We start from the raw sequence: 14,987 nt of genomic DNA on the forward strand, positions 1-14,987 counted from the left end.
CGGCCCCCCCCGGCCCCCCCCCCCCTCGCCCGGCCTCGCACCGGGACGGCCCGCCCGTGGCCGCCGGGCGCCGCCCGGCCGCGCGGACCAGCGGCGCGGACCGCCGAGCGCCCGGCCCCGCCGCCGCCCCCGGAGTGCCGGACCCCTATGCCACCGGCATAAGGCCCCGCCCCGTGCCGTGGCCCTGTGCCACCGTGCCGTGCCGGTCCCGCGCGCCGCCCTCGCGTACCGGCGCAACTCTTGTGCGCACAGCGGCGCCCCAGTAGGCAGGAATACACCGGATTGCCCGCCCGGAGGGCAGGGGAAGGCTCCCCCGGTACGCGTCCTCACCCGCGTCCCGGGATGTCCGCGCCGACCGGCCCGACCCGGCCCGACCCGGCCCGGCCGGCCACCCGCTCTCCGCCGGCCGCCCGGCCGCCGTCGCGCCAGCTGTTCCGCCCGTACCGCCAGCCGTCATCCGCCCACCCGAGTGAACGCGGACAGGAGCGGTCATGCCCCCAGCCCGCCAGCCTTCGACCAAACCGTCACAAATATCAGGTAAAACTTTCAAAGCATCACCTTTGTCTCAACCTGCCCTGCCCGCACAGCCCTCAGGTGAGCCCATGATCGGTCGCATTCCCGTCCTGGACGTCCGCCCCCGAATCGACTGCGGAAGGAGGCCGGCGAAAGCTGTCGTCGGCGAGACCTTCGAGGTCAGCGCCACTGTCTTCGGCGAGGGACACGATCCTGTCGCCGCCAATGTCGTCCTGCGGGACCCCAGCGGCCGGCCCGGCCCCTGGACCCCCATGCGGGAACGGGACCCCGGCACCGACCGCTGGAGCGCGGAGATCACCCCCGACGCGGAGGGCCACTGGAGCTTCGCCGTCGAGGCGTGGAGCGACCCGGTCGCCGGCTGGCTCCGCACCGCCCGGCTCAAGATCCCGGCGGGCATCGACACCGCGCTCGTCCTCGCCGAGGGCGCGGGGCTGTACGAGCGGGCGGCCGAGGGCGTCCCCAAGAGCGACGGCCGGGAGGCGGTGCTCGCGGTGGTGGACGCGCTGCGCGACCCCGGCCGCCCCCCGGCCGCCCGGCTGGCCGCCGCGCTCGCGCCCGACGCGACCGAGGCCCTCGACCGCCATCCGCTGCGGGAGCGGGTCACCCTCTCGCGCCCGCTGCCGCTCCTGGTGGAGCGCGGCCGGGCGCTCTTCGGATCGTGGTACGAGCTGTTCCCGCGCTCCGAGGGTGCCGTGGTCACCCCGGGCGCCCCGCCCGTCTCCGGCACCTTCCGCACCGCCGCCCGGCGGCTGCCCGCCGTGGCCGCGATGGGCTTCGACGTGGTCTATCTGCCGCCGGTCCACCCCATCGGCACCACCTTCCGCAAGGGCCCCGACAACTCCCTCTCCCCCGGCCCCCACGATGTCGGCGTGCCCTGGGCGATCGGCTCCCCGGACGGCGGCCACGACGCCCTCCACCCGGATCTCGGCACCTTCGAGGACTTCGACCACTTCGTGGCGACCGCCCGCTCCCTGCGGATGGAGGTCGCCCTCGACTTCGCGCTCCAGTGCTCCCCCGACCACCCCTGGGTGAGCGAGCACCCCGAGTGGTTCCGCCGGCGCCCCGACGGCACGGTCGCGTACGCCGAGAACCCGCCCAAGAAGTACCAGGACATCTACCCCCTCGCCTTCGACCGGGACATGCGGGGCCTGGTGCGCGAGTCGGTGCGGCTGCTGCGGTTCTGGATGGACCGGGGGGTGCGGATCTTCCGGGTGGACAATCCGCACACCAAGCCGGTGGTCTTCTGGGAGCAGGTCCTCGCGGACATCGCCCGCACCGACCCGGATGTGATCTTCCTGGCGGAGGCGTTCACCCGGCCGGCCATGATGCGGACGCTGGCCGCCGTCGGCTTCCAGCAGTCGTACACCTACTTCACCTGGCGCAACGGCAAGCGGGAGCTGACGGAGTACCTCACCGAGCTGTCCGGCGAGACCGCCGCGTATCTGCGCCCCAACCTCTTCGTGAACACGCCCGACATCCTGCACGGCTATCTCCAGCACGGCGGCCGGCCGGCGTTCGAGGCGCGCGCGGTCCTGGCCGCCACCCTGTCCCCCAGCTGGGGGGTGTACGCCGGTTACGAACTGTGCGAGAACACCGCGCTCCGGCCGGGCAGCGAGGAGTATCTGCACTCGGAGAAGTACGAGCTGCGCCCGCGCGACTGGGAGGCCGCCGAGCGCACCGGACGCACCATCGCGCCCCTGATCACCGCCCTCAACCGGATCAGAAGGCGGCACCCCGCGCTCCAGCAGCTCCGCTCGCTGCACTTCCACCACACCGACAACGACGCGGTCATCGCGTATTCGAAACGTTCCTCCTCGAACACGGTCATCGTCGTCGTGAACCTCGACCCCCACCACACCCAGGAGGCGACGGTCTCGTTGGACATGCCGCGACTCGGCCTCGCTTGGCACGAGACCGCCCCGGTGCGCGACGAGCTCACCGGCGAGACCTATCACTGGGGCAGATCCGCGTATGTGCGTCTGGAGCCGGGCCGTACGCCCGCGCACATCGTGGTTCTGCGACCGTCCCCGCCGATCGGAGGGTCACCCACATCATGATCGTCAATGAGCCCGTCCACGACCTGTTCGAGGACACCCCCGCCAAGGACCGCGATCCCGACTGGTTCAAGCGGGCGGTCTTCTACGAGGTCCTCGTGCGGTCCTTCCAGGACAGCAACGGGGACGGCGTCGGAGACCTCAAGGGCATCACCGCCAAGCTCGACTACCTCCAGTGGCTGGGGGTGGACTGCCTCTGGCTGCCGCCGTTCTTCAAGTCACCCCTGCGGGACGGGGGTTACGACGTGGCGGACTACACCTCCGTACTGCCGGAGTTCGGCGATCTCGCCGACTTCGTGGAGTTCGTCGACGCCGCCCACCAGCGCGGGATGCGCGTGATCATCGACTTTGTCATGAACCATACGAGCGATCAGCACGAGTGGTTCCTCCAGTCGCGCGGCAACCCCGAGGGCCCCTATGGCGACTACTACGTCTGGGCCGACGACGACAAGCAGTACCAGGACGCCCGGATCATCTTCGTCGACACGGAGACCTCCAACTGGACCTTCGACCCGGTGCGCAAGCAGTACTACTGGCACCGGTTCTTCTCCCACCAGCCCGATCTCAACTACGAGAACCCGGCGGTGCAGGAGGAGATCATCTCCGCCCTGCGGTTCTGGCTCGACCTGGGCATCGACGGCTTCCGCCTCGACGCGGTGCCCTACCTCTACCAGGAGGAGGGCACCAACTGCGAGAACCTCCCGGCCACCCACTCCTTCCTCAAACGGGTCCGCGGGGAGATCGACGCCCACTACCCCGACACCGTGCTGCTCGCCGAGGCCAACCAGTGGCCCGAGGACGTGGCCGCGTACCTCGGGGACTTCGGGGCCGGCGGCGACGAGTGCCACATGGCGTTCCACTTCCCGGTGATGCCCCGCATCTTCATGGCCGTGCGGCGCGAGTCCCGCTACCCGGTCTCGGAGATCCTCGCCAAGACCCCGGCGATCCCCCGCAACTGCCAGTGGGGCATCTTCCTGCGCAACCACGACGAGCTGACCCTGGAGATGGTCACCGACGAGGAGCGCGACTACATGTACGCGGAGTACGCCAAAGATCCGCGCATGCGGGCCAACATCGGCATCCGCCGCCGGCTCGCGCCCCTGCTGGACAACGACCGCAACCAGATCGAACTCTTCACCGCGCTGCTGCTGTCGCTGCCCGGCTCGCCGATCCTCTACTACGGCGACGAGATCGGGATGGGGGACAACATCTGGCTCGGCGACCGCGACGCGGTGCGCACCCCCATGCAGTGGACCCCCGACCGGAACGCGGGATTCTCCTCCTGCGACCCCGGGCGGCTCTATCTGCCGACCATCATGGACCCGGTCTACGGCTACCAGGTGACCAATGTCGAGGCGTCCATGAGCAGCCCCTCCTCGCTGCTGCACTGGACCCGGCGGATGATCGAGATCCGCAAGCAGAACCCCGCCTTCGGGCTCGGCTCGTACAACGAACTGCCCTCGTCCAACCCCGCCGTGCTCGCCTTCACCCGCGAGCACAAGGACGACCTGGTGATGTGCGTCCACAACTTCTCGCGGTTCGCCCAGCCCACCGAGCTGGATCTGCGGCAGTTCACCGGACGGCACCCGGTCGAGCTGATCGGCGGGGTGCGCTTCCCGCCGGTCGGCCAGTGGCCCTATCTGCTCACCCTGGCGGGCCACGGCTTCTACTGGTTCCGCCTCAGGAAGAGCACCACGGCGGCCTGACACCGGAGGGGCGGGCGGCCCTCCCGGTGCGCCCCGGGACCCCCGGTGCCCCTGGTACCCCGGTCCCGGGACGGACCCCCGTGCGGGGCGGTTTCCACCGCCCCGCGCCGGGCACTCGCCCCCCACCCCCGCGCGCCGCCGGACAGTCAACGCCATGATCCGGAACACTCTGCGCATTCGGCGCAATTTATGTGTACCCGGAGAAAGGACGCGATTCCATGTCGGAGGCTGCATCCACCCGGACCTCCACCGGTCTGCTCCCGTCCCTCGCGCCGCTGCTGCACGCCTGGCTGCCCCGCCAGCGCTGGTTCGCCGGCAAGGGACAGCCGGTCACCGGCTTCTCCCTGGTCTCGGCCACCGAACTGCTGCCGGTTTCCGGCACCGGCGCCGGCCCCGGACTGCTCCATCTGCTGATCGCCGTCCGGCAGCCCGGCACCGCCCGGCGGGCCGCCCGGGACTGCTACCAACTCCTCCTGGGCGTGCGCCGCACCCTGCCGCCCCCGCTCGCCCCCGCCCTCATCGGCCGCCCGGCGGACGGACCGCTCGCCGGACGGACGGTGTACGAGGGGCTGTACGATCCCCGGCTCGCCGAGCTGATCCTGGAGCGGCTGCGCACCCCGGGCGCGCTCGGACCGCTGCGCTTCGACCGCTTCGACGGCGGCCCGGCCGTCCCCGGGGGGCTGCGCGCCCGGCCGCTGGCCACCGAGCAGTCCAACACCTCGCTGGTGTACGGGGACGCGTACATCCTCAAGGTCTTCCGGCGCGTCCAGCCGGGCCCCAACCCCGACCTGGAACTGCCGCTGGCGCTGGCCCGCGCCGGGTGCGCCCGGGTCCCGGTGCCGGTCGCCTGGTACGAGTCCGCCGCGCCGCGACCGTACACCCTCGGCGTGCTCCAGCCCTATCTGCGCGACTCCCGGGACGGCTGGCTCCTCGCGCTGGAGGCGCTGGCCGGCGGGGCGCCCTTCACCGACGAGGCGCGGGCGCTCGGCCGGGTCACCGCCGAGGTGCACACCGCGCTCGCCGCCGAGCTGCCGACCGTCGCGCTCGGCCGGCCGCACACCCAGCGGCTCGCCGACGGCATGAGCCGGCGGCTCGACGAGGCCGCCCGCGCGGTGCCCGCGCTGCTGCCGTACGCGCCCCGGCTGCGGGCCGCGTACGGGGCCGTCGCCGAACTCGGCGGCACGGGGCGCGCCCGGCGGGCCCAGCGGGTGCACGGGGATCTCCACCTCGGCCAGGCGCTGCACGACACCTCGCCGGCCGCCGGCGGCGGATGGTCGCTGATCGACTTCGAGGGCGAGCCCGCCCGCCCCCTCGCCGAGCGGCGCCGCCCGCAGCCCCCGGTCCGGGACATCGCCGGGATACTCCGCTCCTTCGACTACGCGGCCCGCACCCACCGCCCCTGGAACCCGGCCTGGGCGGAGCGCTGCCGGGCCGCGTACTGCGAGGGATACGCCGAGACCTCGGGCGCCGACCCGCGCGAGGAGCCCGAGCTGCTGCGCGCGTACGAGACGGACAAGGCGGTGTACGAGGTCGTCTACGAGGCCCGGCACCGCCCCGACTGGCTGCCGGTGCCGATGGCCGCGATCGACCGGCTGGCCGCGTCGGCGCTGCTCCGCCCCCGGGACTGACACCCCCGCCCCCGGCACCCCGGCTCCGGTACCCCGAGACCGAGAGCGGGACCGGGACCCGGGACCCGGGCGCACACCCCGAGACCCGGCCCCGACCCCACTGCCCCGCCCCGCCCCACCCGCCTAGGAGGCCCGACCCCCGTGACCGCCCGCCCCCCGTCCCGCACCTCCTCCTCGCCCGTACCCGCCCCGGCCCCGGCTCCCGCGCCTGCCCCGGCGGCCCCCGAGCCCCGGGCCGCACCCGCCCCGGACCCCGGCCCGGCTCACGCCGCCGCGCGCCCGGCGCCGCCGCTCGACCCGGGCGAACGGGAGCGGCTGCTCTCCGGCGGCCACCACGACCCGCACTCCGTCCTCGGCGCGCACCCCGGCGACGGCGGGGTGGTGGTGCGGGTGCTGCGGCCCTTCGCCCGCGCCGTGACCGTCCTCGCTCCGGGGCTGACGGCCGGGGGGCTGCACAGCGAGGGCGATGGGCTCTTCGCCGGGGTGCTGGCGCTGCCGCCGCTCTCCGCCGCCGCGCCGGAGTACCGGCTGCTCGTGGCGTACGACGACGGCGACGGCGGCGGGGGCCGGTGGGAGACCGAGGCGCACGATCCGTACCGCTTCCCGCCCGCGCTCGGCGAACTCGACCTGCATCTGATCGGCGAGGGCCGGCACGAGGAGCTGTGGCGGGCGCTGGGCGCACGGCCGATGACCCATCAGCGGGTCACCGGGACCCGGTTCACCGTCTGGGCGCCGAACGCGCGCGGCGTGCGGGTCACCGGGGACTTCACCCACTGGGACGGCACCGGGTGCCCGATGCGCTCGCTGGGCTCGTCGGGGGTGTGGGAGCTGTTCCTGCCGGGGGTCGGCGAGGGGGCGCTGTACAAGTTCCAGATCATGCGCCCGGACGGCTCGCTCACCCTGCGCGCCGACCCGATGGCCCGCCGGACCGAGGTGCCGCCCGCGACGGCGTCGGTGGTGACCGAGTCCCACCATGTGTGGCGGGACGAGGAGTGGATGGCGCACCGGGGCGACCGCCCGGTGCACGAGTCGCCCTTCTCGGTCTACGAGGTGCATCTGGCCTCCTGGCGGCCCGGGCTCACCTACCGCCAGCTCGCCCGTCAGCTCCCGGACTACGTACGGGACCTCGGCTTCACCCATGTGGAGCTGATGCCGGTGGCCGAGCATCCGTTCGGCGGCTCCTGGGGCTACCAGGTCACCGGCTTCTACGCGCCCACCTCCCGGCTGGGCACCCCGGACGACTTCCGGTACCTGGTCGACGCGCTGCACCGGGCGGGCATCGGGGTGATCGTGGACTGGGTGCCCGCGCACTTCCCGCGCGACGACTGGGCGCTGGCCGAGTTCGACGGGCGCCCGCTGTACGAGCCGGCCGACCCGTCCCGGGCGGCCCACCCGGACTGGGGCACGCTGGAGTTCGACTACGGCCGCACGGAGGTGCGGAACTTCCTGGTGGCCAACGCGGTCTACTGGTGCGAGGAGTTCCATGTCGACGGGCTGCGGGTGGACGCGGTCGCCTCGATGCTCTACCTCGACTACTCGCGCGAGCACGGCCAGTGGACGCCCAATGAGCACGGCGGCCGGGAGAACCTGGACGCGGTGGCCTTCCTCCAGGAGATGAACGCCACCGTCTACCGGCGCTGCCCGGGGGTGGTGACCATCGCGGAGGAGTCCACCGCCTGGGACGGGGTCACCCGCGCCACCCACCATGTGGGCCCCGGGGGCTTCGGCGGGCTGGGCTTCGGGCTGAAGTGGAACATGGGGTGGATGCACGACTCGCTGGGCTATGCCGCGCACGAGCCGGTGCACCGCAAGTTCCACCACCACGAGATGACCTTCTCGATGGTGTACGCGTACAGCGAGAACTACATCCTGCCGATCTCGCACGACGAGGTGGTGCACGGAAAGCGTTCGCTGGTGAGCAAGATGCCCGGCGACTGGTGGCAGCAGCGCGCCAACCACCGGGCGTATCTCGGCATGATGTGGTCCCACCCCGGCAAACAGCTCCTTTTCATGGGGCAGGAATTCGCGCAGGGCGCGGAGTGGTCGGAGAGCCATGGCCCCGACTGGTGGCTGCTCGACCCGTCCTACGCGGCCGAGCCGGACCACCGGGGTGTGCGGCTGCTGGTCACCGAGTTGAACGCGGTGTACGGACGGACCCCGGCGCTCTGGCAGCGCGACGGCGCCCCGGAGGGGTTCTCCTGGGTGGACGGGGACGCCGCCGACGACAATGTCTTCGCGTTCCTCCGGTTCGACGCCTCGGGCGGGCCGCTGCTGTCGGTGAGCAACTTCTCGCCGGTGGTGCGGCACGAGTACCGGATCGGGGTGCCGGAGCACGTGGAGTGCTGGGCGGAGCTGCTCAACACGGACGAGGTCCGGTACGGGGGCGGCGGGGTGGGCAACGCCGATCCGCTGAAGGCCGAGCCGGTCCCGGCGCACGGCCGGGGCTCCTCGCTGCGGCTCGCGCTGCCGCCGCTGGCGACCCTCTGGCTGCGGCCGGTGTGAGCGCGGGGCGCGCCGGGCGCCCGGCCGTTCACCGCTCCGCGGCGGGGGCCGGGGTGAGCGCCCGGGGCAGCTCACCGGTGTGGACGATGCCGAGGCGCTGGGTGGCCCGGGTGAGCGCGACATAGAGATCGCTGGTGCCGAGGAGCGCGGGCTCGACGACGATCACGGTGTCGAATTCGAGGCCCTTGGCCTGCCGGGGGTCGAGCAGCACCACGGGGCGGGTGAGGTCGACGGGGCCCTGGAGGGGGCGGAGCAGGCCGTGGAGTTCGCGCGGGGCGATGACCGCGAGCCGGCCGCCGCCCTCTCCGGGGCCCGCGGCCTCCCCGGCCGCGGCGGTCTCCTCGGCCACGGCGGCGAGGACCGCGTCACCGAGGGTCTCCCGGTCCTTCGCCCGCACCGTGCGGGGGACGGCTCCGGTGGAGCGGACGGAGCGCGGCGGCTCGAAGCCCGGGTGACCCTCCCGGCGGACGGCCGCCGCCAGCTCCATGATCTCGGCGGGTGTGCGGTAGTTGACCCCGAGCCGGGTGTGCTGCCAGCGGTCGCCCACATACGGCTGGAGGATCTTCTCCCAGGAGCCGAGGCCGGCCGGGTCTCCGGTCTGGGCGGGGTCGCCGACCAGGGTCATGGAGCGGGTCGGGCAGCGGCGCATCAGCAGCCGCCAGGCCATCGCGGACAGCTCCTGGGCCTCGTCGACGATGATGTGCCCGAAGGCCCAGGTGCGGTCGGCCGCCGCGCGCTCGGCGGCGCTGCGCTCATCGCTCTCGTCGTGGCGCTCGGCCATCCGCTCGGCGTCGATGATGTCGTGCGCCGAGAGCAGCTCGGACTCCTGGTCCTCGAACTCATAGGTCTTGGAGCCCTCGGAGAGGTCGAGCACGCCCTGCGCGTAGGCGATCCGCTCCTGGCGCGCGGCCTCGGCGGCGGCGCGCTCGGCGGTGTCGTCGTGGCCGAGGAGTTCGGCGGCCTCGTCGAGCAGCGGCACATCGGCGGGGGTCCAGTCACCGCCGGAGCGGCGGATCAGGGCGGCCTCGGCCTCCGGGAGCTGCCGCTCCGGCTCCGCGAGAAAGCCGGTGACCAGTTCCTCGGGGGTGAGGGCCGGCCAGAGTTCCTCGATGGCGGCGTGGACGGCGGAGCTGGTGGCGATCTCCTTGCCGAGCTGGGCGAGGTCGTCGGGGCCGAGCAGATTGGGCCCGCCGTAGGGGTCGGCGCCCAGCCGGTCGGCGAGCTGCGCGGTGAGGGCGTCGATGATCCGGAACGCGAAGGCGGGCCGGGCGAGATTGTGCGGCAGCCCGGTGGCGCGGGCCCGGTCGCGGGCCTCGTACGCCATCTCCCGGTACAGCAGGAGGCCGCCGTACTGCTCGTGGTCGATCTCCAGGGCGGCCTCGGGGACCGTGCCCTCGTCCTCGAAGTCGACATCGGGGAAGGACTCGGGGAGGGTCTGGCGGCCCCGTACGGCGGCGGCGAGCGCGCCGGCCATGGCGGCGCGGCCCTTGACCTCGGCGGCGGCGGGGGTGTCGGTGCCGGTGGCCCGTACGCCGGGGAAGAGCTCGGCCAGGGTGGCGAGGAGCACGCCGGTCTCGCCGAGGGCGGGCAGCACTTCGCCGATGTAGCCGAGGAAGGCGGGGTTGGGCCCGACGATGAGGACGGCGCGGCGGGCGAGCTGCTCGCGGTGGGCGTAGAGGAGATAGGCGGCGCGGTGCAGGGCGACGGCGGTCTTGCCGGTGCCGGGGCCGCCCTCGACCACCAGGACGCCGTGGCGCGGGGCGCGGATGACGCGGTCCTGCTCGGCCTGGATCGTGCGGACGATGTCGGCCATCCGGCCGGTGCGGGCGGCGCCGAGCGCGGCGAGGAGGACGGCGTCGCCGCCGGGGTCCTCGTGTCCGGTGCGGGAGTCGTCGCGGAGGTCGAGCAGTTCGTCGTGGAGCGCGGTGACGGTGCGCCCCTCGGTGGTGATGTGGCGGCGCCGGCTCAGCCCCATGGGTTCATGGCCGGTGGCGAGGTAGAAGGGGCGGGCGACGGGGGCGCGCCAGTCGATGAGCAGCGGGGTGCGCTCGGGGTCGTCCGCGCGGATGCCGATGCGGCCGATGTGGTGGCGGACGCCGTCGCGCAGGTCGAGGCGGCCGAAGCAGAGGCCGCTGTCGACGGCGTTGAGCGCGGCGAGATGGGCGGAGCACTCGGCGACGCCGACATCGCGTTCGACGCGGGCCTGGTGGCCCGTGCCGGTCTGCCGGACGGTGGTGCGCACGCTCTGCTCGGCCCGCTCCCGGAGGGCGTCGAGGCGCTCATAGAGGAGGGAGACGAATTGCTGTTCGTTCCGCAATTCCACGCTTGACAATTCAGCTCCAGACGCGTTATGGTCTCACCAGTGAGTATGTCCATGTCCAGAGAAAATCTGAACATGGAAACACCCAATATACCCAGTGCGCACCCCCATCCGTCCATTCGGTGGGGTTATTTTTATGCCCGGATTCGGAGGCCGGGGGTGAGGGCCGGGTGGCCCGCCCCGGAATCCGGAGACGGGCCGGCGGCTCCGGGGCCGGGGCTGTCCCGGTGGAGCAGCCGGGGCCGTCCCTCAGGTCGGCGTGCCCCGCGCCCTTCGCGCTACCCCGCCGCCACCGCCTCGTCCCGCTCCCGCGCCACCCGCGCCACCGTGTCGAACACCTGCGTCAACCGCTCCCGCCGGGCCTCCTTGTGCCCCGCCACGGGCTCCAGATCGTCGATGCTCCCCTCCCAGGCCCGCATGTACCGCTCCCGCCACTCCTCCACCACACCGGCCTCCGGCAACAGCGCCCCGACATACCCCTGGCGCGCGATCAGCCCCAGCAGCTCCAGATTGCAGGGCACGACCGTCCCCCCGTACTCATCGGCCTCCAGCTCGACGGGGTCACCCGCCATGAACTCCGTGATCTCCGCGATCAGCCCCCCGGTGAGCCCGGAGAGATGATCGGCGGCCGTGTCACTGTCGAAATTGCCACTGCCCCAGGTGCCCATGGGGTTCCTCCTGCTGGTGGGTGCGCCGTGCCGGTGCCTCCTTTCTACCAACGGGCACTGACACCGCCGGGTCCGCCGGGTCCGGGGACCCCGCCGGCCCATCGCCACCCCCGGGTTGAACCAGCACCCGGGTCAGCCGCGCGGTGACCGTGCCGTCGGCGCCGCCGCGAATCTCGACCCGGTCGGCGAGGGCACTCACCATGCCCGGTCCCCGTCCGCGCGTGTTCTCCCCGTCGGGGCACTGGACGCGCGGCACTCCGGCCGACGCTCCGGTGCCGGCGACCGCGGTCAGGATGTGGCGCCCGGTGGGCGTGAGGCGGACCTCGAAGGTTCCGGCTTCGGCACCGCTCCCCGTGTGGAGGACGGCGTTCGCGCTCGGCTCCGAGCGCGAACGCCGTCCAGCTGCGCCTCCTGGCGGAGGCGATGGGCATCGCGACCCGGTCAGGCGGTCAGCACCGCGTCCAGTTCGCGCAGCAGCCGGGCCTTCGGGCGGGCGCCCACCAGGGAGTGGACGGGTTCGCCGGCGCGGAAGACCATCAGGGTCGGCGTGGAGAGGACTCCGTACCGCACGCTCGTCTCCGGGTTCCGGTCCACGTCGATCTGGACCACCTTGAGGCGGGCGGCCTCCTCCTTCGCCACCGCGCTCAGGACCGGGGCCAGTTGGTGGCAGGGGCCGCACCAGGCGGCGGTGAATTCGACCAGGACCGGGTGGTCGGCCTTCAGTACCTCCGCGGCGAAGTCAGCGTCCGTCACCATGGCGACGCCTTCTGCTCTGATCATCCGTCATCCTCCGAATGCGCATCGTGGTTCCGGGCCGGCGGTCAGCTCCGACTCGGCCCGGGCGAGCTGCGAACCGAGCTGGTCACGGACGGACCGGAGCTGCTCGATGAGCGTGTCCAGTTCGCCGAGCTTGGCCCGGTAGACGGCGAGCGAGGCGGGGCAGGAGTCGCCCGACGGGTGGCCCGCGCGCAGGCACTCCACGAACGGGCGGGTCTCCTCCAGGTCGAACCCGAAGTCCTGAAGGGTCCTGATCTGCTGGAGCAGCCGCAGATCGCTCTCGTCGTAGGCGCGGTATCCGTTCGCCGCGCGCCGCGCGGGCAGCAGCCCGCGTGACTCGTAGTAGCGCAGGGTGCGGGTGGTGGTGCCGGCCCGCCGCGCCAGCTCGCCGATTCGCATGGAGGCGACCGTAGACCTTGACGTCGGCGGCAGGGCAAACGGACGGGCACGGGGGAGGCCGGGGACGGACGATCGCCTCGTGGGCGCTCGCCCGGTCGTCCTGCGCGTGACCCCGCCCGATGGCCCGGCCGGTCACCCTCCTGATGCCCTGTGACCGCGCTGTGTCCGGCGGCCCCCGGCACGCGCGACCCACGGGTCGTGCCCGGCTGACGCGGCCGTGTCCCGGGGCCGGCCCCCGTGCGGCGGGGTCAGGGGAGGTCGCTCCGGCCGCCCAGGTTGTCGATCATCCGGCGCAGCACCTGGAGCGCGGCGACGTACTCCGCGGTGTCGATGCCCTGGTGGATCAGCCGGGTCGTCGCCGCCGTCCGCTCCCGGGCGCGGGCCCGGCCCGCCTCCCCCTGGTCCGTGAGGGTCAGCTCGCCGCTCTCCGCCTCGGTGAGCCAGCCGCGCGCCACCAGGTCGTCGAGGACGGCGGGGAAGTCGGTGTCCTGGTCGTCGAAGGTGACCAGCCAGGCGGCGAGGGGAGCGCGCCGCCAGTGGCCCGGGCGGCCCGAGACATGGTTGAGAATCCACCAGTGGGGCTGGGTGAGCCGCTCCTCGGCGAGTCCGGCGCGGATGCGGGCGACGATCGTGCGGTACGCCTCACCGGTCCAGTAGCCGACGGGCTGGGCGGCCAACTGCCGCTCTGTGTAGGTCTTCATGGGAACGACCGTAGAAGCTCGACCAAGGTTGAGGTCAAGTGGTCGCACCCGCACCCGCACCCCGCACCCGGCACCCGCCCCCGGCCCCGGGAACGCGAAGGCCCGCCCGCCCCCGGGACCCCCGGGGAGCCTCCGGGACCCTCGGGGAGCCTCCGCCCGCCCCCGCGCACCGCGCGAGACCCCGCGCCGGCCGCACCGCGAAAGCCCGCGCCCACCCTCCGCCGTGGGGGAAGCGGAGGGTGGACGCGGGCGTCCCGGGGAGCGGGCCGGGCCCGGATCAGACCTTGGTGGTCACGACCTTCTTCTTCTCCGGGCCGGGAGCGGGCTCCGCCGCCCCGGGCGCGGCGGACTCCACCGGCCCGCCGTGCCCGTCGTCCAGCAGGGTCTCCTCGTCGAACGGAATCCGCCCGGCCAGCACCTCGCGGACCCGCTCCTTGTCGATCTCCTTCGTCCAGGTGCCGACCAGCACCGTCGCCACCGCGTTGCCCGCGAAGTTGGTCAGCGCCCGCGCCTCGCTCATGAAGCGGTCGATGCCGACGATCAGCCCGACCCCGTCGACCAGTTCCGGCCGGTGCGACTGGAGGCCGCCCGCGAGGGTCGCGAGCCCGGCGCCCGTGACGCCCGCCGCGCCCTTCGACGCGATGACCATGAAGATCAGCAGCGAGATCTGCTCGGAGGCGCTCAGCGGGTCGCCCATCGCGTTGGCGATGAAGAGCGAGGCCATCGTCAGATAGATCGCCGTGCCGTCGAGGTTGAAGGAGTAGCCCGTCGGCACGGTGATGCCGACCACGGGCTTGCTGACGCCCATGTGCTCCATCTTCGCGATCAGCCTCGGCAGCGCCGACTCCGACGACGAGGTGGAGACGATGAGCAGGAACTCCCGGCCCAGGTACTTCATCAGGGCGAGCAGATTCACCCCGGAGACCAGCTTCAGCAGCGCGCCCAGCACCACGAACACGAAGAGCGCGCAGGTCACATAGAAGCCGATCATGATCACCGCGAGCGACTTCAGCGCGTCCATCCCGGTCTCGCCGACCACGGCGGCGATGGCGCCGAAGGCACCCACCGGAGCGGCCCACATGATCATCGCCAGGATGCGGAAGACCAGCCGCTGGATGTGCCCGATCCCGCGCAGCACCGGCTCACCCGCCGCTCCCATCGCCTGGAGCGCGAACCCGGCCATCAGCGCCACCAGCAGCGTCTGGAGCACCTCGCCCTCGGTGAAGGCGGAGACCATCGTCGTGGGGATGATCCCCAGCAGGAAGTCGGCGGTGGACTCGCCGCCCGCGCCCTCGGCGGCCTTGTCGCCCGCCGCCTTCGCGGCCTCGGTGATCTGGAGCCCGGAGCCCGGCTCCACGAAGTTGCCGACCAGCAGACCGATCGCCAGCGCCACGGTCGACATCACCAGGAAGTACCCCAGCGCGAGACCGCCGACCGCGCCGACCTTGGCCGCCTTGCGGACCGACCCGATCCCCAGCACGATCGTGCAGAAGATCACCGGCGAGATCATCATTTTGATGAGGTTGACGAACCCCGCGCCGATCGGCTTCAGCTCGACGGCGACTCCCGGTGCCACGAAGCCCACGGTGATGCCCAGCACCACCGCCGCGATAACGGCGATGTACAGATAGTGCGTACGGTCCCTTCTGCCTGCAACAGCAGCCACGGGGGTCCCTCCTCATACAAAAGAAAGCCGGT

Annotated in this window: 10 protein-coding genes; 4 read left to right on the top strand and 6 right to left on the bottom strand. The window is 72.9% G+C overall.

Annotated elements, in window-relative coordinates; all coding sequences use genetic code 11:
- Nucleotides 1-602 precede the first annotated feature (602 nt).
- The 4 genes from ABT122_RS13550 to glgB all read left to right on the top strand — a co-directional run bounded on the left by ABT122_RS13550 (nt 603) and on the right by glgB (nt 8,424).
- Nucleotides 603-2,591, top strand: coding sequence for an alpha-1,4-glucan--maltose-1-phosphate maltosyltransferase (locus ABT122_RS13550; protein WP_351550079.1), 1,989 nt, complete (start codon nt 603-605; stop codon nt 2,589-2,591).
- A complete protein-coding gene (gene treS, locus ABT122_RS13555; protein ID WP_351550082.1) occupies nt 2,588-4,294 on the top strand; it encodes a maltose alpha-D-glucosyltransferase in 1,707 nt (568 codons plus the stop codon). The genes ABT122_RS13550 and treS overlap by 4 nt, the downstream gene beginning before the upstream one ends.
- Nucleotides 4,295-4,512: 218 nt before the next feature.
- Entirely contained in the window at nt 4,513-5,922 is a 1,410-nt protein-coding gene (locus tag ABT122_RS13560; protein WP_351550084.1) for a maltokinase N-terminal cap-like domain-containing protein, read from the top strand.
- Between the two features lie 141 nt (nt 5,923-6,063).
- Nucleotides 6,064-8,424 (top strand): 1,4-alpha-glucan branching enzyme, encoded by a 2,361-nt coding sequence (glgB, locus tag ABT122_RS13565; RefSeq protein ID WP_351550086.1) that lies wholly within the window; start codon nt 6,064-6,066, stop codon nt 8,422-8,424.
- A gap of 28 nt (nt 8,425-8,452) precedes the next feature.
- On the opposite strand, the gene ABT122_RS13570 is transcribed toward glgB, so the two are convergent.
- The 6 genes from ABT122_RS13570 to ABT122_RS13595 form a co-directional block, all read right to left on the bottom strand.
- A complete protein-coding gene (locus ABT122_RS13570; protein ID WP_351550290.1) occupies nt 8,453-10,741 on the bottom strand; it encodes a HelD family protein in 2,289 nt (762 codons plus the stop codon).
- A 281-nt stretch (nt 10,742-11,022) separates the two neighbouring features.
- Nucleotides 11,023-11,412 (bottom strand): DUF4259 domain-containing protein, encoded by a 390-nt coding sequence (locus tag ABT122_RS13575; RefSeq protein WP_351550087.1) that lies wholly within the window; start codon nt 11,410-11,412, stop codon nt 11,023-11,025.
- Between the two features lie 441 nt (nt 11,413-11,853).
- Nucleotides 11,854-12,192, bottom strand: a complete 339-nt coding sequence (gene trxA / locus ABT122_RS13580; protein WP_351550089.1) for a thioredoxin — start codon at nt 12,190-12,192, stop codon at nt 11,854-11,856.
- A 3-nt stretch (nt 12,193-12,195) separates the two neighbouring features.
- Nucleotides 12,196-12,588: a MerR family transcriptional regulator gene (locus tag ABT122_RS13585; RefSeq protein WP_351550091.1), complete on the bottom strand. Its 393-nt coding sequence runs from the start codon at nt 12,586-12,588 to the stop codon at nt 12,196-12,198.
- Between the two features lie 248 nt (nt 12,589-12,836).
- Entirely contained in the window at nt 12,837-13,289 is a 453-nt protein-coding gene (locus ABT122_RS13590) for a winged helix DNA-binding protein (RefSeq protein ID WP_351550093.1), read from the bottom strand.
- 277 nt (nt 13,290-13,566) lie between these two features.
- Nucleotides 13,567-14,955, bottom strand: a complete 1,389-nt coding sequence (locus ABT122_RS13595) for a cation:dicarboxylate symporter family transporter (protein WP_351550096.1) — start codon at nt 14,953-14,955, stop codon at nt 13,567-13,569.
- Between the last annotated feature and the right edge of the window lie 32 nt (nt 14,956-14,987).

Source organism: Streptomyces sp. NPDC001985 (assembly GCF_040296845.1).
Classification (GTDB): domain Bacteria; phylum Actinomycetota; class Actinomycetes; order Streptomycetales; family Streptomycetaceae; genus Streptomyces.